Genomic DNA, 20690 nt, shown 5'->3' with positions numbered 1-20690 from the left:
GGATCAGCGATCCGCAAGCCGCGGCGTGTCCGTGAGGCCCAGCTTGTCACCGAGAGCGCGAGGCAGCCGTTCCACAACGTCAGCTGCCAGCCCGGCAAACGGCGCGAAGGTGAAGGTCACGACCGAACGGCCCTCCGGCACCTCCACGGCGCGGAACAGGATGTTGGCGCGCAGCAGCGGGGCCGCCCCCCCGTTCACGGTCACCGTCCACCAGCGCTGCCAGGCATCGTTGAGCACGAGCCAGCCGCAACGCGATGCCTCCACTTCGACGACGATCCGGGTGTTGGCATAGCGCCGAATGGCCGCCGTGCCTGTCATGGGCCCGGACAACGCCACGCAGCGCTGGGCAGGGGGGCGGTCTTCCGCCCCGAGAAGAACCGTGCGCCTTGGGTCGAAGCCAGCCGGCCACTGGCCGCTGGCAAGGATGGCGCTGCGGTCCACGATCCGCGCTTCCGAGGCAAGCAGGACGCGCGGCAGCGCATTTGCGTTCTCGTAGACGAAGGCATCCGGCGTGCGCGCGATCAGCCGCAGCCGGCCCTCTTGCAGCGCGTCTGGACCAAGGCTCCTGTCGATCTGATCGAGCGGCACGCGCGAGGCGATGAAGCGCAGGCCCAGCATGTCAGCCAGCACGGAGCGATAACCCGGCATCAGGGGCGAGAACCGGCGCTGATCGGGCAGCGCCACGTGATCGCCCGCTCCGGTGGCGAGCGAATAGTCGCCAAGTCTCAGCGGATTGTAGCCCAGGGTGTGATCAAGCCCATGGGTCATGCTGGCATTGGGCCAGTGGAAGTCGATGCCCGCCAGTTCCACCCTGTCGCGCCGGTCTGGAGCGGCGGTGCGGGCCAACTCGCTTTTCAGCAGCGCGATGGTGGGATTGGCGCTGTCGGGCTGCAGCACGTCATATTGCGCGCTGGGCAGGCCGGTGGACTCGCTGGGGCCGTTGCTGACGGCGAGGTCCACACCCAGCACCGCCGCCACGAGCAGGGCGGCGCCCATCGGGGCGCTGTGATGGGCGCGCCACACGACAAGCAGCATCACCGCCGCAAGCAGAAACAGGATCGACGCCATCGCCATCGGAATCAGCGCGACGCTTTCGCGCCCGACGATCGTCGCGAGCCCGTAACTGGCCGCCAGCGCCGCCGCGAACAGGCCGATCGCAACCAGCCAGCGCCAGAGCCGCTCGCGGCCCTGCGGCTGCGAAGCGAGTTCATGCACGCAGTAGCCAGCCAGGATGGCGGCCAGGGCGCCGAAATTGAACAGGGCGTCGGCTGGCCGGCGGTAGAACGCCACGCCGGGCAGAAGCGCGAACAGGCCCTGAAACACAGGGGTATAACGCCCCAGCGCATAAAGCAGCGTCAGCGCCGCAGCGATGGCGATGGTGCGGATGGCCGGGTCCCAGGCACGCCCGCGCAGGATGCCCACGGTGATGATGGCCAGAAGCGGCAGGGCGCCGACATAGGCCACGCTCATGTTGCGGGCGAGGAAGAGATCGACATCGCCGAAGGCGCCGTTCCAGGCGGGGCTCGGCTGGCCCCAGAAGTTCTCCAGCGGGCCAGCCGCTCCGTACAGGTTCGCCACGAACAGCGTGAGGAGCGAGGCGGGATGCAGACTGCCCCTGCCAGCGCCCGCCAGATCGATGGCAGGGCGGTTGGACTGCTCGGCCAGCATCAGCGTGAACAGGATGGGGATGGCTGCGGTGAGGAGCGCCGCGAGCGCCATCGCCAGCAGCGGCTTCAGGCTGTGCAGGATGGCTCTCACGGGTTTCGGCGCCTGCAACCAGGCGGCGAAGGTCAGGCCGGCAAGGGTGTAGCAGCCAAGCAGCGCCACCTGATCGCGCCCGAGGATCATCAAACCGGCCGTCAGCCCCGCGCCAAGGCCATAACGCGCGCTGCCACGCTCCAGCGCCCGCGCCATCAGCCAGAGCGTGACGGCGAAGTAGCTCAGGCTCATCACCTGCCCGATGTGCTGGATGCGCCAGGATGCTGCTGCGCCGAAGGCGAAGACCAGCGCGGCCGTCACGGCGCCGGCCGGGGCCCAGCGCCTGTCGCGGAACAGCATGGCCATGGCAATCGCCCCTGCCAGCAGGCAGCCGAGCACCACGACATCGCCCACGACAGGTCCCGGACGCGGGAAGATCAGGGCTGCGAGCAGATGGGGCGGCGAGAAGATCAGCGCCTGCGGATCGGCGATCTGCGGGTGACCGGCGAAGACATGCGGGTTCCAGAAAGGCGATTCGCCGCGGGCGAGGGAACTGGCCAGAAACTGGAGCTGCGGCTGGAAATGCGCCTTGGCGTCCCAGGGGATGGTGAGCGCGCCTGAGAGCCAGGCCCAGTTCAGCGCTGCCCAGAACAGGGCAATGATCGCAGCGACGCCGAGCGTCTGGGCGCGGGTCCATTCAGGCTGCGAAATAAAGGGAGCGGCTTCAGGCTGCATGGAAGGCATCCTAAACGCAAACGCCTCGCCTCGTCCTCACCGGCCAGGCCGGAGCAAGCGCAGGGCAACGTCCTGCCCACAGCTAAAATTCCGCGCGGTGTGGAATGTTGCGGTCCGGCCGGGCGGGCCGGGCCTCAGTCGTTGGGCGCGGCCCGGGCCATGAGCACATCCATGTCGATGTAGTGGCCGGCGCGATCGCGCTTGGATTCGAGATACTGCACATTGTGCTTGTTGGGCCGGCCCAGCACCCGGCGGCTGGCCTGCACCTCGAGGCCGGCATGCTTGATGGCGCCGATCTTGATCGGGTTGTTCGTCATGGCCACCACCCGCGTCACGCCGAGTTGCTTGAGCATCTCAGCGGCAAAGTCGAAGCGGCGCTGGTCGAGATCGAAGCCCAGCACCTCGTCGGCGTCATAGGTGTCCCAGCCCTCGCTCTGCAGGCGGTAGGCGCGCATCTTGTTGGAGATGCCGTTGCCGCGCCCTTCCTGGTCCAGATAAAGCAGGATGCCGCCCTGGTTCTCGGCCATCCAGCGCACCGTCTCGCGCAGCTGGTCGCCGCAATCGCACTTCAGCGAGCCGAAAAGATCGCCTGTCAGGCAGGCCGAATGCAGGCGCACATGCACGGGCTGGCCCATGTCGAGCTCACCGACCACGATGGCGACCTGATCGCGCAGGCCTTCGCCGCCGCGGAACACCACGAACTCGGTGCGGGGCGCATCCTCGAGCGGCACCGGCGCGCGGCCGACGATGGTGAGCTGCTCGACCTGCGTCTTGCGGAAGCTGTTCACCGCGCTGACGGCGACGCGCACCAGCGGCTCTTCGGCCACGGCGGCGAGGTCGACGGGCACGACCACCAGCGCGGGGAGGATCAGCGACAGGGCCGCCAGCTCCAGCGCGCCGAGATCGATCGCCGTGGCGGGCGCGATGGGCGCGTCGAGCCTGCCGTCCACCTTGAGCACCAGCTGCTCGATGCGGCCAAGGTCGATGGTGGGCAGCGCCACCGTGCCGGCCACCTTGCGCTGGGTCGAGCCCAGGCGACGCAGGCGCGCGGCAGGCAGGGCAAGACGGGCCTGGCCGGCTGCGAAGGTGTTGAAACGATCAGCGAAATCCTGATCGAGGAGTTCGGCCGAGACGATGACGGCCGCGCCTTCGCCGCCGGTGAGAAGAAGCGGCCGGGCGGCGCGCAGTTCCGAAATCGCGCGATCGACGGCCAGAAGGTCCTGACCGCGGTCGAGCCCGAGAATGGAACGCTTAGCTACGCTCATCAAAGCACCATTCTTCCTGATTGTCCGGCTCGCGATCGGAGGGTTGACCAATCTACGCAATCGGTCATCGTTCGGATGCACCTAGACCATTGCGAGCTTGAACCGAGCATGAACGCGGCGCAGCTTTGGCGCGGGGGCATCGACCGTTCCGCGCTGCGGCGCTGGACGAGAACCCGATCGAGGAGGCGAGCATGCAGGATGGGCCCGCGCAGCAGGTCTACAACCGGCCAGCCCGGATGTTCCACTGGCTCACCGCCGGCTTCGTGTTCGTGATGATCCCGGTCGGGGTGATCATGTCCGATCGCGGCGACCGCAACATCTGGGACGGCACGACCAACGCGCTGTATTCCGGCCACAAGCTCGCGGGCTTCATCCTCCTTATCCTGATGGTCGCGCGGCTGGCCTGGCGGCTCGTGAAGGGCGCGCCGCCGCCGGATGCGTCGATAGAGCCGTGGCAGAGAACCGTTTCGGCGCTCAATCACTGGGGGCTCTATATCCTGTTGTTCGCCATGGCGCTGACGGGATGGCTGGGCGTTTCGCTGTTCCCGGCGCTGGACATCTTCGGCCTGTTCTCGCTGCCGGCCCTGACCTCGCCCGATCAGGCGGCGGCCGGGCGCGCGTTATTCGCTCACAAGCTCATCGGCTTTGCGCTGGTGGCCTTCATCGTCATGCATGTCGGCGCGGCGCTCCATCACCACTTCATCCGCAAGGATGGCGTGCTGCGCCGGATGCTTCCGAAGCGCGGCTGAGCACAGGCTGCCGCCAGCGCTTCAGGCCGGGCAGGCAAGGAGGTCAAGGTGACCCACAAGGCCGCGGCGCGCCGTGGCCTTGGCGGCGAGCCATGATGCGACCTCCGCCTCGGGCACGCGCCCCGTCTCGCGCACGGCCCGCGCGATCCCGTCCGTGAGCTGCGCGACGAGGCCGCCATCCGCATCGGTCATGAGCCACGGGCTGTCGCCTGTCCAGACATGATGGCCCACAGCCTTGAAGGCCTTTTCCATCACCGCGCAGGCATCGGGGCCGGCGGCCGGGCCAAAGCCCTTGTCGGTGTGCTGATGCGCGTGAAATGCCGCGACCATGGCCGCATCCGCGCCGTGGGGCGGCTCCCATTGCTCGCGGCCGTCATAGGTCAGCACCGTATAGAGCGGCAGCGCGCGCCGGGCCATCGCCGCTGCAAAGCGATCGACCCAGGAGGGGGAGACAAGGTCGAACAGCGCTGCGGCCGTCACCAGATCGGGCCGCCAGTCCAGAACGCGCTCGAGATCGGCGTTGAGGTCGATCTGGCGGAAGTCCACCATCAGCCGCTTGCCGTCCTTGCTGAGCAGCAGCTCCTCGCCGGCCTCTTGCGCCTCGTCGGCCCAGAGGGCAAGGCGGGCACGGGCTGCCGCCAGCAGGGAGGCGTCATAATCCACCAGCGTCCAGTGCTGGCTGTCTCCAAAGAGACGATGGCTTCCGCGCAGGTTCGAGCCGGCGCCGCAGCCCAGATCCATGATCGAGATGTGGTCCGTGCCGCCGAACCTTTCGGCCACATGGGCAGCAAGCGCCGGGTTGACCGAGCGGTGATCGACCGGCTCACGCAGCGCCAGCCATTCGGGGGAAAAGCTCATGGGCAGGTCCTTAACTGTGCAGGCTGCGGCAGACATCAGCGATCATGCGGGCGGTGTCGCGCCAGCGCGGCAGGCTGGCGGCGGCTTCCCAAGCGGCGTCGGCATGGCGTTGCCGCGCGCTCGAATCGCCGATCAGGTAGGCGAGCGCGCCGGTCAGTTCGCCCACGTCTCCGGGCGCGGTCACCTGCGCGGCGCGGGCGGGCAGCGCGTGCGCGGCCGCGCCGCAGCGGGTTGTGACGATGGGCAGGCCGCGCGCCAGCGCTTCGGTCAGCACCATGCCGAAACCTTCGTAATGCGACGCCATGACGAAGATGTCGCTTGAGCGGTAATGGTCATCGAGTTCGGCGTCGCTCATCGCGCCCAGGAATGACACCCTGTCGCCCAGGCCGGCGGCGCTGGCCTGGACGCGCAGGGCGGCAAGCAGCGGCGAGCCCGGATCGGCGGCGCCGATGATGCGCAGCGTCCAGGGCAGGCCTGCGAGCGGGGCCAGCGCGTCGATGAGCAGATCATAGCCCTTGCGGGGAATGATCGAGCCCACGGCCAGCAGCCGGAGCGGCTGGCCGAACGGGGTTTCGGCCGCGCGGGCCGCGGGCTCCACGCCGGGTTCGGCAACGGTTACTCGCCCGGCCGGCACGCTGAATTCAGCGACCAGAAGATCGCGCGTCGCTTCCCCTGTCACGATGACGGCAGCGGCATAGCCCAGTGCAGCCGTCTCGAGCCGGCGCAGCACGGATGCGCGCGCGGGCGCCATGCCGGTCTCCAGGCACAGCGGATGATGGCACAGCGCCACGACGCGCCCGGCCAGCCCCGCTGCCATGCCGGTCGGGAAGGCGCCGTAGGCGAGACCGTCGATCAGCAGCGGGCTGCGCCAATCCTGTTCGAGAAGCAGCCGGCTGGTTTCCGCCATGTCCGGCTCGCTCGGCTCGGGCCAGGAGCCGGGCAGCGGCACATGGCGCACCGACACGCCGCATTCGGGCAGAAGGCGCAGCACATGCCTGTCATAGGCATAGCCGCCGGTGGGCCGGCCCAGATCGCCCGGAATCGCGAAGGCGATCATGGTCACGCCAGATGACCCTCATAGGCGGCGCGGGCGAGGTCCGTCTCGTGCAGCGTCACCCTGATCCTGGCGAGGCCGCGCCCGTCCTCGCCCAGCGCGCCATCGCGGGCCGCCTTGGCGATCTCGTCGAAGATGTGCTTGCAGAGGAACTCGGTGGTGGTGAGCACGCCCCTGAACTGCGGGAGAGTATCGAGGTTCTGGTAGGCGAGGGGCTTCAGCGTCTTGTTCAGCACGTCGAGCGCGGCGCCGATGTCGACAACGACATTCTGCTTCGTCATCTCCTCGCGGTAGAAGGCGACATCCACCACGAAGGTGGCGCCATGCATGTTCTGGGCGGGCCCGAAGAACGGATCGGGCAGGGAATGGGCGATCATGATGCGGTCGCGGACTTCAACGGAGAACATGGCGGTTTCCTTCAGTGGACGAGAACGGCGGTGAGGCCCGCAGCGCCCGGCGCGAAGAGCGCGGGCAGGCGCGCGGGCGCCTCGGCAAAGGGGATGTCGTCGGTGATGAGCGCATCGAGGCGCGCGTCATCCAGCAGGTCCAGCGCCTTGGCCATGCGGCGCGCATAGCTCCAGCGGGCGCGGCGGCAGGGCGCGATATGGCCGACCTGGCTGGAGACGAGCCTGAGCCGGCGCGAATGGAAGGCTCCACCCAGCGCCACAGGCGTCTCGCCCGCGCCGTGCCAGCTCAACTCCACGATGGTCCCCTCGAAGCCTGCAAGTCCGATGGCGGCGTTGAGCCCTGCGGCGCTTGCGGATGCATGGAACACCACGTCGCAATCGGCGAGGCCGGCCGCGCTGTTCGCGAAGGCGCAGCCCAGAGCGCCGGCGAGGGGGGCTCGGCTTGCGTCCGGGTCGATGATCGTGACGTCTGCGCCCGGCAGCCGGGCGGCGATGCTGGCGACGAGCAGGCCCACCACGCCCGCCCCGACCATCGCGATGCGGTCGCCCGGGCCGGCGCCTGAATCCCACAGCGCGTTCAGCGCCGTCTCCATGTTCGCCGCCAGCACGGCGCGGCGGGACGGCAGGGTCTCGGGCAACACCGTGAGCCGGTCCGGAGGCATCGCGAAATGGCCCTGGTGCGGATGCAGCGCGAAGACGCGCCGGCCGACCAGGTCCTGCGGGCCCGCTTCGACGACGCCGACGGCGCAGTAGCCGTATTTCACGGGGAACGGGAAGGCGCCAGCCATTCCGGGACCGCGCATGCGCTCATGCTCGGAGGCCGGAACCCGGCCCTCGAAGACGAGGCGCTCGGTGCCGCGGCTGATGCCGCTGAACAGGGTGCGAACCACCGCCTCGCCGGGGCCGGGCGTGAGGCTCTCGGCATTCAGGGCGCATTCACGCGGGCCGACATACCAGAGCGATCGGGTCTCGATGGGGCGTGCCGAAGTTGCAGTCGTCAAGGGATTCGTCCAAAGCGCGGTTGCGCCCTATGTGGGGCACAACCGCCCGCAGGTCCATCGTCGCAGCGTCCCTCACATATCGTCCATGAGCCCCAGATGAACCAGCGCCCCGAGCCCCTGAATTTCACGGCCGAGGCCCCTGTGAAGCCTGCGCCGGAGCGAGCCGACGGGTTGACGCCGGCCGGGCTCCAGCGCCGCTCCGAGATGACGCGCCGGCGGCTGACCGTGCTCGCGCTCAACGTCGCCACCTATGGCGCCATGATGTGGGGCCTCTCGTTGGTGCTGGCGGCGGGCGGCTGGACGGTGATCGACGCGATCATCTTCGTGGCCTTCGCCTTCGGCGCGCCCTGGACGGTGCTGGGCTTTTGGAACGCCGTCATCGGCCTGTGGCTGCTGCATGGCGTGAAGGACGGCGTCGGGCGTGTCGCGCCCTTCGCGGATGCGGGCGACATCGACGCGCCGCTCACGCTGCGCACGGCGATCTTCATGACGCTGCGCAACGAGGACCCGGCCCGCGCCATCTTCCGGCTGCGTACCGTCAAGGCCAGCGTGGACGCCACCGGCTATGGCGCAGCTTATGACTACTTCCTGCTCTCGGACACCAATGACAAAGCCGTCGCCGCGCGCGAGGAAGAGCTTGCCGCCGCCTGGGCCGCCGAAACGGGCGATCCCAGCCGCATCGTCTACCGCCGCCGCACGGACAACACCGGATACAAGGCCGGCAATGTCCGCGATTTCTGCGAGCGCTGGGGCGACCGCTACGAATTGATGCTGCCGCTCGACGCCGACAGCCTGATGTCGGGCGATGCCATCGTCGCCTACACGCGGATGATGCAGGCCCACCCGAAGCTCGGCATCCTCCAGAGCCTCGTGGTCGGCATGCCCTCGTCGAGCGCATTCGCCCGCATCTTCCAGTTCGGCATGCGGCAGGGCATGCGCTCCTACACCATGGGCCAGGCCTGGTGGGTGGGCGATTGCGGACCCTTCTGGGGCCATAATGCCTTCGTGCGGATCGCGCCCTTCCGCGATGCCTGCCACCTGCCGGTGCTGCCGGGCGGGCCGCCGCTTGGCGGGCATGTGATGAGCCATGACCAGGTCGAGGCCACGCTGATGCGCCGCGCCGGCTATGAGGTCCGCGTCCATCCGATCGAAGGCGGATCGTGGGAGGAGAACCCGCCGACCATGCTCGAATTCGCCAAGCGCGACCTGCGCTGGTGCCTGGGCAACCTGCAATATCTCAAGCTGCTCGATCTGCCGGGGCTCAAGCCGATGAGCCGGTTCCAGCTTGTCTGGGCCGTGCTGATGTTCGTCGGCCTGCCGGCCTGGACGCTGATGATCGCGCTGCTGCCGCTCAAGGTCATCGAGGACAAGGGGCTGGCTTTCTACCCCTCCGGCCTCGCCGCCTTCCTCTATGTGCTGTTCTTCGTGATGTATCTGTCGCCCAAATTCGCCGGCGCGGCCGACATCCTGCTCACGAAAGGCGGCACGGCCCGCTGGGGCGGCACGGCCCGCTTCCTCGCATCGGCCGCGATCGAACTGGTGTTCTCCTTCCTCCAGGGCGCCGTCTCGACCTTCCGCACCACGATCTTCATGATCGGCCTCGCCTTCGGCAAATCACGCATCGGCTGGAACGGGCAGTCGCGCGATGCGCAGTCGCTCTCGGTGATGACGGCGCTCCAGGGGCTCTGGCCGCATCTTCTGTTCGGCGCCTATGTCATCGGCGCGCTCTGGCTGCTGTCGCCCAAGGTGATGTGGTGGGCCATGCCGTTGCTGGCGGGCTATGTGCTGGCCGTGCCGTTCGCGGTGTTCACCGCGTCGCCCACGCTCGGGCGCTGGTTCCAGCGCACGGGCCTGTGCGCTATACCGGAGGATGTGAGCGCGCCGCCCGAGGTCGCAGCCGTGCTCAAGGCTGCGCGCACATGAGCCTTTCCCCTGCCATCCTGCCCAAGGGCACGGCGAAGTCCCTGCGCCGTTCGCTCCGCGTCTATCATGGCGACAAGAGCCGCCAGCCCGCCATGGACGCGCTCTATGCGCGCTTCGTGAAGCAGGGCGAACTCGCCTTCGATATCGGCAGCCATGTCGGGGACCGGATCTCGTCGTTCCGCCGCCTTGGGGCGCGGGTCGTGGCGCTGGAGCCGCAGCCGGGCTGCGCGCGCGCCATCCGGCTGATCCATGGGCGGGATGCCTCCATCACACTCGTGCAGGCGGCCTGCGGCCCGGCCGAGGGCGAGGTGGTGCTCCGCATCAACAGCGCCAATCCCACGGTCTCGACCGCGTCCGACGCTTTCGTCAGCGCCGCCGAAGGGGCGAACGGCTGGGAAGGGCAGGTCTGGGACCGGTCCGTCACCGTGCCGTGCGTCACGCTGGACAGACTGATCGCCGAACATGGCGAGCCGGCCTTCATCAAGGTCGATGTCGAGGGCTTCGAGCTTGGCGTGCTCGAGGGGCTCTCAAGGCCGGTCAGGGCGCTTTCCTTCGAGTTCACCACCATCCAGAAAGACGTGGCGGCCGCCTGCATCGCGCGCCTGGAGGCGCTGGGGCCCTACCGCTTCAACCTCGCGCTGGGAGAAAGCCAGGAACTGACATTTCCCGGCTTCGTCTCGGCCGCCGAGATGGACGTGCATATTGCCGCATTGCCGCACGACGCCAATTCCGGCGATGTCTACGCGGTGCTGACATAGGTCGTCGGCGTCATCCCCTGCGGCCCGTTTGGGACGGGAAGGGGAACCACCAGTTTCCTCGGCCCATAGATCCCTTTTCCGCGCCTGCGGCGCGGCGGAGATGACACCAGAACGGATTGGACCTGACCCATGCTCCGCATCAGCGCAACATTCGCTGCACTCGCCTTCGGCGCCTCGGCCTTCGCCGCTTCGCTCGACGCGGTGCCCGTGACCGTCACCAATGAATCCGAGCCGGTGCTGTGCGCGGAGAAGGACAACATCACGATCAAGACGACCTCGCCCGAGGTGCGGCGCTTCCGAATCGAGGCCGCTCACCCGCCCTATATCGGCGGGCTGGTGAAGGATAACTGGGAGGCCGACTGGACCGCCTGCGACATGACAGGGGATCCTGTGTTCAAGCCGCCCGTTCCGCCCCGGCGCGTGACCTTCTACGAGAGCATCGAGTACTGGCTGGTGGGCTACACCTTTCCCAGCTTCTGGCGCCCGGCGGACACCACCTTCAAGGTCGGGGATCGGGTCGAGAAGGGCCTGCACCTCGTGCAACTGTGGAAGCTCGGCAAGGACAAGTCCTATGAGGTGCTCGTGGTCTATCCACAGGATGGATACTGGCGTGCCCGGCCAATGCCGCCTGCGCATCTGAACTTCAGCGCCTATGGCTCGTCCTTCCTGTTCGGCCCTGTCGAGACCGAAGGGCGGCCCGTGGTCAATATCCGCGAGATCGAGTTCGACCCCAAGACGCTCGAATTCAAGCTCGCCTTCAAGGACGGCTCCAACGGCTCGCTCAAGCTGGAGAGTGTGGACGAGAACCGGATGGTCCTCGACGCCGTGCTCGATAGGCCGGTAGCTGGCGGCAAGGCATTCGCGGCGCTGCGCTCGATGTATGTGACGGACTTCAACAATGATGTGTCGCGCATCGCCGTGCGCGAGCCCGGCGCCAGGCGCTGGCGCGAAGAGCACATCCTCGATTTCCAGAAGGCCCAGGGGACCGATGTCTGGATGGGGCGGCTCACCCATTCGCAGCACAACACGTCGTCGCCCGACCATGTCTTCAAGGCTTTCAGCAAGGATCCGGCACGGCCGGCGCCGGCCGCAGCCCCCAGGCCCTGAGACGGGCGGGCCCCTGCCGGGGGTTGCGGAAACATGCGCCTTCGGTGTTGATGGGCCGAGGGCCTGCCGAAGCCGCAGCGCCTTGAGCCGAGGCCGGACCGCTGACATGACCGCGCTGCCCCACCCGCTGCTGGTTGCCGATATCGGGGGCACGAACTGCCGCGTGGCGCTGGTGAAATCGCCCGGCGCTGCGCCGCAGACGGTGTTGCGCCTGCTGACACGCGACGAGCCGACCTGCGAGGCGGCGCTGACCCGCGCCATGGCGCTGTGCGGGTCAGCACGCCCGCGCTCCGCAGTGCTGGCGGTGGCAGGGCCGGTGATCGGGCTTGGCGCGGAGCTCACCAATGCGGGCTGGGCCTTCGATGGCGCATCACTGAGCGATGCGCTCGGCCTCGAGCAGGGACTGCTCGTGAACGACTTCGAGGCGCTGGCGACATGCCTGCCGGTGCTCGGGCCGGCTGAACTGACGCCGATTGGCGCGGGCACGGCCGCGCCGGATGGCGCGCGCCTCATCCTGGGGCCGGGCACGGGCTTCGGCGCTGCGGCGCTGGTCGGGCGCGAAGGGCGCTACACCATCGTCCCGACCGAGGCCGGCCACATCGAGCTGGGCCCTGTCAGCGAGGACGAGTTTGCGCTGTGGCCTCTGCTTGAGCGTGTGCATGGCCGCGTCACGGTCGAGAGCCTGCTTTCCGGCGCGGGCCTTGCACGGCTCGATGCGGCGCTGAGGCGCCGTGCCGGCGGGCAGGTCCAGTCCGGCGCATCGCCGCAGGATGGCGCGGCGGTGGCGGCGGCTGCGCAGGCGCGCGACGCCAGCGCAAGGCAGGCTGTCATGCTGTTTGGAACCTTGCTGGGCCGTGTGGCGGGTGATCTCGCTCTCACGCTCAAGGCGACGGGTGGCGTCTTCATCGCCGGCGGCATCGCGCCCAAGCTGCTGCCGCTGTTCGACGTTGCTGCGATGCGTGCAGCCTTCGCCACGAAGCCCCCGATGGAGGCGCTGATGGCGGATGCGCCGCTGTGGATCGTCACCGGCGCCGATCCGGCCGAGCGGGGCCTTGCGAAGGTTGCCCTCGATCCAGCCGCCTTCGGGCTTGAGGGGCGTCTTTGGAGATGAGAACAGGGGGATGATATGCGTCTGAAGGACAAGGTGGCGCTGGTGACCGGCGCGGGCCAGGGGTTCGGCCAGGGCATCGCGGAAACCTTCGCGCGCGAAGGGGCGAAGGTTGCTGTGGTCGATCTCGACATCGAGAAGGCCCGTGCCGTGGCGCGCGGCATCGGCCGGCGCGCCGTTGCCATCCGGGCGGATGTGTCCAAGGCGCGGGACGTTCAACGCGCCGTCGCCGCCACGATCAAGCGCTTCGGCGACCTCGAACTGATCGTCAACAATGCTGGCATCAGCCACCGCAACAAGCCGATGCTGGAGGTGACGGAAGAGGAGTTCGACCGCGTCTTCGCCGTGAACGTGAAATCGATCTACCTGTTTGCGCAGGCGGCCGTTCCGCATCTGCGACAGCGCGGTGGGGGTGTGATCTGCAACATCGGCTCCACGGCCGGCATCCGGCCGCGCCCGGGGCTGACCTGGTACAACGCCACCAAGGGCGCCGTGAACCTCGTCTCGAAGTCGATGGCGGTGGAGCTCGCGCCAGACCGCATCCGCGTTGTCGCCATCGCGCCCGTGGCCGGGGAGACGCCGCTGCTCGCCACCTTCATGGGCGAGGACACGCCCCAGAAGCGCGCCGCGTTCCGGGCGTCGATCCCGCTGGGACGGCTCTCGACGCCGCAGGACATCGCCAATGCCTGCCTCTTCGTGTGTTCTGACGAGGCGGCGATGGTGACGGGGGCCGTGCTCGAGGTCGATGGCGGGCGCTGCATCTAGCGCGCCGCCACCTCAGGCCTTCACGAGCGGGCGCTCCTCAATCAGGCCGACGCCGCCATTCGGCAGCAGGCCACGCCGCTGCAAGGTGATCGGTTCATCGCCCTCCGGCACGCGGAAGAGATGCCAGCCAGCCTTCTCTCCATGGCTGCGCAGACCCATCGAGCAGGACGCGACGCCCACCACAGGAGAGAGCTGTCGGCCGGACCGGATCCATGACAGGGAGGTCTTGTGGTTGTGGCCATGGATGACGAGATCGGCGCCGGCCCGCTCGATCATGGCTTCGAAGCTGTCGGCATCCTTGAGTTCGCGGCCGCGGCCTGCGCCGCCGACATGCGGCGGATGATGGATCAGGACCACGCGCCTGAGCCCGCCCCGGCCCGCCTCCGCAAGCAGCCTTTCGGCCTTCTCAAGCTGGACAGGCCCGACCTTGCCCCAGGCCATGAGCGGTCCGGTGGGGACCGCCGAAGACAGGCCGATGAGCGCGACATGGCCACGCACCTTCATCCAGGGAAAGCCGTGGCCGTCAGCCTCCGAGCGTGTCCAGGGCGCCATCTCGCGCGACAGCGGCCCGAGGCTCGATGCGACGTAGGCATCATGATTGCCGGGCACGAAGCTGACGCGTTCGCGCGGACCAAGGCGATCGAGGAAGCGGATGGCGGTGGGGAACTCGCCCGGCAGACCGATATGGGTCACGTCGCCGGTGCAAGCGACATGGTCAGGCTGCTGCGCCAGCATGTCTGCGACGATCCGGTCCAGAAGCTCCATGTCATGCACGAAGCGGCGCGAGCGCAGCCAGTTGACATAACCCGTGGCGCGCTTGCCCATCAGATCGGTGGCGCGCAGGCGCGGCAGCGGATTGAGGTGCGGATCGGACAGGTGCGCAAGCATGCAGACCAAGGTTTCTGTCTCCAGGAACGCTCCGGCAGGCAGCAAAAAGCCCCGGATCGCTCCGGGGCTTGGCCTGCCAGATCGGGCGCGTCAAGCTTGACGGCGCTTATCGGGCGCAATCGGGCATGAGGGCGGAGACGATGGCGGGGTCCGTCATCGTCACGGCCGGCTGCCACACATACGCCTTGGGCGCAGTGAACATCGAAATCAGCGTGGCGAGAAACATCGAACGGATCCTTGAAAGCGCAAAGGGCCCGTGCCCTTCTGCGTGAGTGTCGGATACGCCATGTTTATGGTGCAAAAAAGGCATGACGAGGTCAGATTTCAGAATAGATATGCACAGGATGCATATGGTTAAGGATACCTCTTTGACTCCGCCCTCGATGCGACCTGCGCTGCAATGGCTGCTGCACCGCTGGTTTCTGCTGACCCGGGCCATGACTCTGGGCGTGCGCGCCGTCGTGCTTGACGATGAGGGCCGTGTGCTGCTCGTGGAGCATGGCTATGTCGCAGGCTGGCACTTGCCGGGCGGGGGCGTGGAGATCGGGGAGACGCTCGCCCTCGCGCTCGCCAAGGAACTGCGCGAGGAAGCCGGGGTTACGATGACGGGCGCCGGGCTGCTGCACGGCGTGTTCCTCAATGAGCGGCTTGGCCGGCGCGATCATGTCGCGGTGTTCGTGGTGCGGGACTTTGTCTGGAATGGGCCCCCGCCCGCCACGCGCGAGATACGCCGCGCCGCCTTCTTTTCTGTCGATGCGCTGCCCGCTGGCACGACGGCCTCCACCCGCCGGCGGCTGGCGGAGGTGCTTGAGGACGCGCCGCCGTCCGATCTGTGGTGACATCAGCCGTCCGGCTGCGGCGAAGGCTTGCGCAATGCTGGCCAGCCGGGCCGCGAGCGTTTATGCCGTGAGCCGCCATGACAAGTCCGAATGTCGACATCCGCCCTGAATCGCCCCTCGATGATGATGCGATCGAGCGGCTTCATGACCGCGTCTTCGGGCCCGGGCGCTATGCCCGCACGGCGTTCCGCCTGCGCGAGGGCCGCGCGGCGGCCACGCCGCAGTTCTGCTTCTCCGCGCTGGTCGGCACGCTGCTGGTTGGCTCGGTCCGGCTCTCGCCGGTGCTGGCGGGCGAGACGCCGGCGCTGATCCTGGGGCCGCTCACGGTGGACCCGTCCTTCGAGCGGCTCGGCATCGGCGGGGCGCTGATGCGTCGCTCCATGGATGCTGCGGCCAAGGCGGGGGAGACCCTGATCCTGCTGGTGGGGGATGAGCCCTATTACCGGCGCTTCGGCTTCAGCATGGTGCCCGCGCGCCAGCTGGTCATGCCGGGCCCGGTGGATCCGCGGCGCTTCCTCGCCGCAGAGTTGCAGCCTGGCGCGCTCGCGCAGGCGACGGGGACGGTGCGCGCCCGGCCGATTTACTGACGCAGGCTGCCTTCAGCTTTCGGCCTTGCGCCGGGAATGACGGCTGCCGCCCTCGCCAAGCCAGCCAGCGATCAGCGCGCCGAGGATGAGCGCAAGCCCGCCAAGCCCGATGAACAGCGGCGACAGCGAGACGCCGCGCACGATGCCTGAATCGGTGATCCTGAGGCCGATCCAGTCGCCGCCTGCGAGCCGCGCTCCTGCCCTGACCGGCACGACGCGCGGCAACTGCACCTCGGGCGAGGCCTCGGAGCCGATGCGGCGCGACGAGCCGCCAAGCGTCTCGGCCACGGGCCTGAGCCGCGCCGGGTCGCTCAAAACGTCCGTGAACTCGCGCGGATTGTCAGATCCGACGCTGACGAAGGCGACAAGCTGGTCCGATTGCAGCCGGTGCAGGCCAAGCTCGGTGGCCTGAAGGCGGGTGCTGAACAGGCCGGGCCGATCGAGCGCGAGCGGCAGGGAGCGGGCGGCCCCGGATGGGCTGGTGATGGTGACGGCGCCCGGATTGTCGCCAAGCGTCTGGCGCTCGATCTCCACGGTGCGGCCGCGCGTGGTGGCCCGCAGCGCCTCCTCCTCGAGGCTGGGCTCTTTCATCAGCCAGTGGCTGAGGCGGCGCAGAAGGTCGATGTGGGGGCCGCCTTCGCGATAGCCGCGCGCCCAGAGCCAGGCATGATCGGACAGGAACAGGCCCACGCGGCCCTTGCCCTCGCGGGAGGTGATGAGCAGCGGCCGGTCGCCAGGGCCGGACATCACCACATCGCCTTCGCTGGCGCGGGCCGAGATCAGGCGCAGCCATTCCCCCCAGCGCGGCGGCTCGACCTCCGATCCGTCGAGATCGCGCGTCACGGGATGGCGCTTGCCGCGGTCGGTGATGCGGGCGCGATAGGCCTCCTCGATGGTGCGGCCATCGGGCTGCGCCGGCAGGACCGCAGAGAGCGGCGTGCGCGAGAGCGTGCCGTTGCCGGAGAACTCCGGGCCTGCCGCCACCATCAACGCACCACCCTCGCGAACATAGCGCACGATGTTCTCGAAATAGACAAGCGGCAGGATCGTGGTGTTGGCGTAGCGGTCGAAGATGATGAGGTCGAATTCCTTGATCTTCGTCTGGAACAGATCCCTTACGGGGAAGGCGATGAGCGAGAGCTCATTGATGGGTGTGCCGTCCTGCTTCTCGGGCGGGCGCAGGATGGTGAAGTGCACCAGGTCGATGTTGGCGTCGGATTTGAGCAGGTTGCGCCAGGTGCGCTCGCCTGCATGCGGCTCGCCCGAGACCAGCAGCACCCGCAGCTTGTCGCGTACGCCTTCGATGGTGACGACGGCGCGGTTGTTGGCGGTCGTCATCTCGCCCGGGATCGCGTCGGCCTCGATCTCGATCAGGTTGGGGCCGCCGCGGTCGATCCTGACGGTCAGTTCCATGGGCTCGGCGGTGCGCACCGCGCGCTCCATCAGCACCTCGCCGTCGCGCCTGACAGTGACGCGGCTGGTGCCGGTCCCATTCTTCTCGTCAACCGTGAGGCGGATCTTCACGGTTTTGCCGACGATGCCGAAGCGGGGCGTGTCGGTCAACGTCACCCGCCGGTCGATCTCGCTGTCGCGCCCGGTTATCAGGGCATGGAGCGGGGCCTTGAGACCCAGTGCCTGCGCCGCCCCCGGCATATCGTGGACGATTCCGTCCGTGATGAAGAGCGCGCCCGCCACGCGCTCGGCCGGCACGTCGGCCAGGGTTGCGCTCAGGGCTTCGAACAGCCGCGTGCCGTCATTGGCGCCGTCGCCGTCGCCCACCTCGACGAAGCGGGCCTCGACCTGGGAAATCCCTGCGAGTTGCCGCTCAACCTGCGCGCGCGCCCGCGCCGTCTGCTCGGCACGGTCGGCGAGGCGGTTCGAGCCGGAGCGGTCGATCACGACCGCGACCACATCCTTCACCGGCTCGCGTTCCTCGTGGACCAGCGAGGGATCGCCCAGGGCAAAGAGCAGCGCCAGCAGCGCCAGCGCGCGGAGCACGCCCCGGCCGCGCTGGAGCACGAGCGCCGCGCCGGCCGCCGCCAACACCACAAGCGCGAGGGCGGCCAGCAGCCAGACGGGGACCAGCGGCGTGAAGCTGAGCGAATACATCTACTGTCCCAGCCTCTCGAGCAGGGCCGGCACGTGCACCTGATCGGCCTTGTAGTTGCCCGTGAGGGCATACATCACGAGATTGACCCCTCCGCGCAGCGACATTTCCCGCTGGCGTGGGCTCGAGCCCTGCACGGGAAAGAGCGGGCCGCCGCGCCGGTCCACGGCCCAGGCGGCGGCCAGATCATTCGACGTGATCACGATCGGGGAGACGCCGTCGGCCGCGCGGGCGGGGCCGCGGCCATCAGGGCCGGGCGGAGGCAGGACCTCGACCCAGGTCTGGCCCCGGTCATAGCGGCCGGGGAAGCCGTCGATCAGGTAGAAGGTCTTGGTGAGCACATGGTCGCGCGGGACGGGCTCCAGCTCGGGAACGTCCACGATGGAGAGCATCTGGCGCAGGTAATCGCTCTCTGGCGTGGCGCGGCCAGGGCGCTGGGCATCGGCGTCGCGGGTATCGAAGATCACAAAGCCGCCACCCTTCATGAAGGCGTCCAGACGCCGGATCGTCTCGATGGGCGGCTGCGGCCGGCCGGCCACGATGGGCCAGTAGAGCACCGGATACAAGGCAAGGTCATCGCGCGAGGGATCGACCCCTACAGGCTCGCCCGGCTCCAGCGCGGTGCGCGCCGCGAGCGCGATGGTCAGCCCCTCAAGCCCGGCGCGCGAGGTGTCGTCGACGCGGCGGTCGCCGGTGACGACATAGGCGAGACGGGTGGTGGCGGCAGCGGTGATCTGCTCGCGCGTGATGGGCGGCAGCGCCGCCAAGTCCTGTCCGGCCGGGGGCGCGGCAGCGCCCTGGGCGACCCCGGGCCGGGGCGCTGCGGCAAGCCCCAGCACGAGCGCCGCGCCCAGAAGCGAGGCCGTGGCCGCGCGCGAGCCCAGCATCGCCTTCAACCGGCCGCCGAGCCAGAGCGTGGCCAGCGTGTCGGCCGCCAGCAGCAGCAGCGCGATCACCAGCAAGGGGGGGCGCAGATCGCGCGCTTGCGGAGCCTCGATGGCGCGTGTCGCCAGTCCGGCTGCGGCGAAATCGATCGCGGCGGGCCGGTCCGCAGGCTTGAGCGTGTTGATGGCCAGCGTCGCGCCGCGCGGCCCGTAGAAACCGGGCGGATGGGGATGGACGGCTCGGTCGGCATAGTTGCGGGGCACAGGGCGCGCTGTCGGCGGCGGGCTGCGGAACACGCCTTGCCCATCAAGTACGGTGACCGGAGAGACGACCTCGACGCGGGCTTCTCCGGCCTGTCCGGCATCCGCCGCCGCCGTGCCCGAGAGCGCCACGATGCGGCGGAGCATGTCGACGAAAAGGCCCGACAGCGGCAGGCTCGACCAGGTGGTGTCCGCCGTGACGTGGAAGAGCACAACGAGGCCCGAGCCCCGGCGGTCGGCGGTGACGATGGGCGTGCCGTCGACAAGGGAAGCCCAGACCTTGCGCGAAAGCTCGCCATCGGGCTCGGCGAGGATCTGGCGCGTCACAGTCACCTCCTCGCGGGTCGACAATTCGGCGAAGGGGCCCTCGCGATTGAAGGGAGCCAGGGTCTTGGGCGCATCCCATGAGAGGGCGCCGCCGAGGCTGCGCCCGCCGCGCCTGAGGCGCACGGGCGTGAGGTCATCGCCAGCCGCGGCGAGGCGCGGGCCGGCGAAGCGCACGAGCACGCCGCCGCGCTCCACGAACGCCGCGATGCGGGCGCTGGTGTCCCGGTCGATGCCGCCGACATCGGCCAGCATCAGCACGGACAGGTTCTGGTCGAGCAACTGGCCGATGGGATCGGAAATGCCGGGGCGCGGCTCGCGGATGTCGGCGAACGGGGCGAGCGCCCTGGATAGATAATAGGTAGGCGACAGCAGCGGCTGGGCCACGTCCGCAGTGATGCCCGTGACGAGGCCAACGCGACGACGGCGGGCGGAATCATCCACAAGCAGGACCGAGCCGGCCGAGCGCTCGCCCACAACCTCGATGCGGGTGACGGCGTTGCGCACCTCGATGGGCAGGGCGAAGCTGGCGACAGCCTCGGTGGCGGCGGCCTCCATCTGCACGCTGGCCTCGCCCACGACGATGCCGCGCTGGTCGCTGGCGCGCAGGCTCAGGGCGGAGGGCGGGCCGGGCTCGGCGCGCACCACCTTGACGTTGAGGCTGGCGGCTAGGTTCTCGACCTCAGCAAGGAAGAGCATGTTCTGGCCGTTGGCGGCGTGAACCACGGTCCTGCCCTCGCGCGCCATCTCCTTAAGGCGGCTGGCGAAGGCGTCGTCAGGATCAAGCCGCACGCCGTCGCTGATCCAGGCGATCTCCGCGCCCGGCGCCACGCGCAGCAACGATTGCAGATCAGCCAGATGACGGCTGCGGTCGGGCATGTGCGGGCGCAGCTGCAAAGCCCGCAGCCGCTCCTCGGCCTCGGCCGGCGTGCCCAGCGCCATGGCGGAGGGCGGCTCGGCAAGTCCGGCAAGCGCCACGGCCCGGCCATCGCGGCCCGCCGCCGCGATCAGGCTCTCGGCGAGCTGCGTGCGGCCGGTCCAGTCCCGCGCGGAGGCGGCGCCGTTGTCGATGATCAGGACCAGGGGCTCGCGCGCGGCGCCATCGGTGGTGCGGGCGGGGTTGAGAACCGGGCCGGCCACGGCGAGGATGACCAGCGCCGCGATCAGCATGCGCAGCGCCAGCAGCCACCAGGGGGTGCGCGCCGGCGTCTCGCGCCTGGGCATCAGGTCCGCCATCAGCTTGAGCGGCGGGAAGGCGATGCGCTGCGGCCGTGGCGGCGTCACGCGCAGGAGCCACCACAGGGCCGGAAGCGCAACGAGGCCGGCGAGCACGACGGGAGCGGCGAAGGCGAGCGGCAGGCCAAACATCAGC

At 69.0% G+C, this 20690-nt stretch carries 17 protein-coding genes; 8 read left to right on the top strand and 9 right to left on the bottom strand.

Features of this window, described 5'->3' with window-relative positions:
- Positions 1 to 3: 3 nt before the first annotated feature.
- Together HEQ16_15655 and ribA are read right to left on the bottom strand one after the other, a co-directional pair.
- Positions 4 to 2433, bottom strand: a complete 2430-nt coding sequence (locus HEQ16_15655; protein ID MCO4055452.1) for a glycosyltransferase family 39 protein — start codon at positions 2431 to 2433, stop codon at positions 4 to 6.
- A gap of 134 nt (positions 2434 to 2567) precedes the next feature.
- Positions 2568 to 3698 (bottom strand): GTP cyclohydrolase II RibA, encoded by a 1131-nt coding sequence (gene ribA / locus HEQ16_15650; GenBank protein MCO4055451.1) that lies wholly within the window; start codon positions 3696 to 3698, stop codon positions 2568 to 2570.
- A 191-nt stretch (positions 3699 to 3889) separates the two neighbouring features.
- Between ribA and HEQ16_15645 the strand changes: the two genes are divergently transcribed.
- The gene (locus tag HEQ16_15645) at positions 3890 to 4447 is read left to right on the top strand and encodes a cytochrome b (GenBank protein MCO4055450.1); all 558 of its coding nucleotides are present in this window, start codon (positions 3890 to 3892) and stop codon (positions 4445 to 4447) included.
- Positions 4448 to 4468: 21 nt separating this feature from the next.
- Here HEQ16_15645 and HEQ16_15640 read toward each other — a convergent pair whose 3' ends face one another.
- The 4 genes from HEQ16_15640 to HEQ16_15625 are packed head-to-tail and all read right to left on the bottom strand — an operon-like array spanning position 4469 to position 7740.
- The gene (locus HEQ16_15640; GenBank protein ID MCO4055449.1) at positions 4469 to 5305 is read right to left on the bottom strand and encodes an SAM-dependent methyltransferase; all 837 of its coding nucleotides are present in this window, start codon (positions 5303 to 5305) and stop codon (positions 4469 to 4471) included.
- Positions 5306 to 5315: 10 nt separating this feature from the next.
- On the bottom strand, positions 5316 to 6362 hold the full coding sequence (locus HEQ16_15635) for a glycosyltransferase family 4 protein (protein MCO4055448.1): 1047 nt from the start codon (positions 6360 to 6362) through the stop codon (positions 5316 to 5318).
- 2 nt (positions 6363 to 6364) lie between these two features.
- Positions 6365 to 6766, bottom strand: coding sequence for a 6-carboxytetrahydropterin synthase (locus tag HEQ16_15630; GenBank protein MCO4055447.1), 402 nt, complete (start codon positions 6764 to 6766; stop codon positions 6365 to 6367).
- Positions 6767 to 6777: 11 nt separating this feature from the next.
- Positions 6778 to 7740 (bottom strand): zinc-binding alcohol dehydrogenase, encoded by a 963-nt coding sequence (locus HEQ16_15625; GenBank protein ID MCO4055446.1) that lies wholly within the window; start codon positions 7738 to 7740, stop codon positions 6778 to 6780.
- Between the two features lie 123 nt (positions 7741 to 7863).
- Here HEQ16_15625 and mdoH point away from each other — a divergent pair, with 123 nt between their 5' ends.
- The 5 genes from mdoH to HEQ16_15600 all read left to right on the top strand — a co-directional run bounded on the left by mdoH (position 7864) and on the right by HEQ16_15600 (position 13428).
- A complete protein-coding gene (gene mdoH / locus HEQ16_15620; GenBank protein ID MCO4055445.1) occupies positions 7864 to 9690 on the top strand; it encodes a glucans biosynthesis glucosyltransferase MdoH in 1827 nt (608 codons plus the stop codon).
- Positions 9687 to 10448, top strand: coding sequence for an FkbM family methyltransferase (locus tag HEQ16_15615; GenBank protein ID MCO4055444.1), 762 nt, complete (start codon positions 9687 to 9689; stop codon positions 10446 to 10448). Before mdoH ends, HEQ16_15615 begins: the two co-directional genes overlap by 4 nt.
- 129 nt (positions 10449 to 10577) lie before the next feature.
- Positions 10578 to 11555 carry a hypothetical protein gene (locus HEQ16_15610; GenBank protein ID MCO4055443.1) on the top strand — a complete coding sequence of 326 codons (978 nt, stop codon included), beginning with the start codon at positions 10578 to 10580 and terminating at the stop codon, positions 11553 to 11555.
- Positions 11556 to 11661: 106 nt separating this feature from the next.
- Positions 11662 to 12666: a glucokinase gene (locus tag HEQ16_15605; GenBank protein MCO4055442.1), complete on the top strand. Its 1005-nt coding sequence runs from the start codon at positions 11662 to 11664 to the stop codon at positions 12664 to 12666.
- Positions 12667 to 12681: 15 nt separating this feature from the next.
- Positions 12682 to 13428, top strand: a complete 747-nt coding sequence (locus HEQ16_15600) for an SDR family oxidoreductase (protein ID MCO4055441.1) — start codon at positions 12682 to 12684, stop codon at positions 13426 to 13428.
- A 12-nt stretch (positions 13429 to 13440) separates the two neighbouring features.
- On the opposite strand, the gene HEQ16_15595 is transcribed toward HEQ16_15600, so the two are convergent.
- A complete protein-coding gene (locus HEQ16_15595; protein ID MCO4055440.1) occupies positions 13441 to 14316 on the bottom strand; it encodes a metallophosphoesterase in 876 nt (291 codons plus the stop codon).
- 383 nt (positions 14317 to 14699) lie between these two features.
- Between HEQ16_15595 and HEQ16_15590 the strand changes: the two genes are divergently transcribed.
- Both HEQ16_15590 and HEQ16_15585 read left to right on the top strand, forming a co-directional pair.
- Positions 14700 to 15155: an NUDIX domain-containing protein gene (locus HEQ16_15590; protein MCO4055439.1), complete on the top strand. Its 456-nt coding sequence runs from the start codon at positions 14700 to 14702 to the stop codon at positions 15153 to 15155.
- A 77-nt stretch (positions 15156 to 15232) separates the two neighbouring features.
- Positions 15233 to 15742 (top strand): N-acetyltransferase, encoded by a 510-nt coding sequence (locus tag HEQ16_15585; protein MCO4055438.1) that lies wholly within the window; start codon positions 15233 to 15235, stop codon positions 15740 to 15742.
- 12 nt (positions 15743 to 15754) lie between these two features.
- Here HEQ16_15585 and HEQ16_15580 read toward each other — a convergent pair whose 3' ends face one another.
- Both HEQ16_15580 and HEQ16_15575 read right to left on the bottom strand, forming a co-directional pair.
- Positions 15755 to 17851 carry a hypothetical protein gene (locus tag HEQ16_15580; protein ID MCO4055437.1) on the bottom strand — a complete coding sequence of 699 codons (2097 nt, stop codon included), beginning with the start codon at positions 17849 to 17851 and terminating at the stop codon, positions 15755 to 15757.
- A complete protein-coding gene (locus tag HEQ16_15575) occupies positions 17852 to 20686 on the bottom strand; it encodes a DUF4159 domain-containing protein (protein MCO4055436.1) in 2835 nt (944 codons plus the stop codon).
- Positions 20687 to 20690 lie beyond the last annotated feature (4 nt).

Source organism: Bosea sp. (in: a-proteobacteria), from assembly GCA_023910605.1.
In the GTDB taxonomy this organism is placed as follows: Bacteria; Pseudomonadota; Alphaproteobacteria; order Rhizobiales; family Beijerinckiaceae; genus Allobosea.
Note: the sequence above shows the minus strand (reverse complement) of the source record. Positions and strands in the feature narration are given on the sequence as shown.